Source organism: Staphylococcus devriesei (assembly GCF_002902625.1).
In the GTDB taxonomy this organism is placed as follows: domain Bacteria; phylum Bacillota; class Bacilli; order Staphylococcales; family Staphylococcaceae; genus Staphylococcus; species Staphylococcus devriesei.
In genome coordinates, this window is record NZ_PPRG01000047.1 from 1 (window position 1) to 1,647 (window position 1,647).

Below are 1,647 nucleotides of genomic sequence, written 5' to 3' on the forward strand. Positions count from 1 at the left end.
TGCCTGGCAACGTCCTACTCTAGCGGAACGTAAATCCAACTACCATCGGCGCTAAGGAGCTTAACTTCTGTGTTCGGCATGGGAACAGGTGTGACCTCCTTGCCATTGTCACCAGACAAGTGAATGAGTATACATTCAAAACTAGATAGTAAGTAAACGATTTTGCGTCGCAAAACGTTGAAATAATAATTGATTAAGTCTTCGATCGATTAGTATTCGTCAGCTCCACGTGTCGCCACGCTTCCACCTCGAACCTATTAACCTCATCATCTTTGAGGGATCTTATAACCGAAGTTGGGAAATCTCATCTTGAGGGGGGCTTCATGCTTAGATGCTTTCAGCACTTATCCCGTCCATACATAGCTACCCAGCTATGCCGTTGGCACGACAACTGGTACACCAGAGGTATGTCCATCCCGGTCCTCTCGTACTAAGGACAGCTCCTCTCAAATTTCCTACGCCCACGACGGATAGGGACCGAACTGTCTCACGACGTTCTGAACCCAGCTCGCGTACCGCTTTAATGGGCGAACAGCCCAACCCTTGGGACCGACTACAGCCCCAGGATGCGATGAGCCGACATCGAGGTGCCAAACCTCCCCGTCGATGTGAACTCTTGGGGGAGATAAGCCTGTTATCCCCGGGGTAGCTTTTATCCGTTGAGCGATGGCCCTTCCATGCGGAACCACCGGATCACTAAGTCCGTCTTTCGACCCTGCTCGACTTGTAAGTCTCGCAGTCAAGCTCCCTTATGCCTTTACACTCTATGAATGATTTCCAACCATTCTGAGGGAACCTTTGAGCGCCTCCGTTACCTTTTAGGAGGCGACCGCCCCAGTCAAACTGCCCGCCTGACACTGTCTCCCACCACGATAAGTGGTGCGGGTTAGAAAGCCAACACAGCTAGGGTAGTATCCCACCAGCGCCTCCACGTAAGCTAGCGCTCACGCTTCAAAGGCTCCTACCTATCCTGTACAAGCTGTGCCGAATTTCAATATCAGGCTACAGTAAAGCTCCACGGGGTCTTTCCGTCCTGTCGCGGGTAACCTGCATCTTCACAGGTACTATGATTTCACCGAGTCTCTCGTTGAGACAGTGCCCAAATCGTTACGCCTTTCGTGCGGGTCGGAACTTACCCGACAAGGAATTTCGCTACCTTAGGACCGTTATAGTTACGGCCGCCGTTTACTGGGGCTTCGATTCGTAGCTTCGCAGAAGCTAACCACTCCTCTTAACCTTCCAGCACCGGGCAGGCGTCAGCCCCTATACATCACCTTACGGTTTAGCAGAGACCTGTGTTTTTGATAAACAGTCGCTTGGGCCTATTCACTGCGGCTCTTCTGGGCTTGCACCCTAAAGAGCACCCCTTCTCCCGAAGTTACGGGGTCATTTTGCCGAGTTCCTTAACGAGAGTTCGCTCGCTCACCTTAGAATTCTCATCTTGACTACCTGTGTCGGTTTGCGGTACGGGCACCTATTATCTATCTAGAGGCTTTTCTCGGCAGTGTGAAATCAACGACTCGAGGAAACAATTTCCTCTCCCCATCACAGCTCAATCTTACGAGTGCCGGATTTGCCTAACACTCAATCTCACTGCTTGGACGTACAATCCAATCGTACGCTTCGCCTATCCTACTGCGTCCCCCC

Annotated in this window: 2 rRNA genes; both read right to left on the minus strand. The window is 51.4% G+C overall.

The window, feature by feature from the left end:
- Nucleotide 1: 1 nt before the first annotated feature.
- A 5S ribosomal RNA gene (gene rrf, locus CD147_RS07680) occupies nt 2-116 on the minus strand.
- A gap of 73 nt (nt 117-189) precedes the next feature.
- Nucleotides 190-1,647: ribosomal RNA gene (locus tag CD147_RS07685) — 23S ribosomal RNA — on the minus strand; the annotation flags it as partial.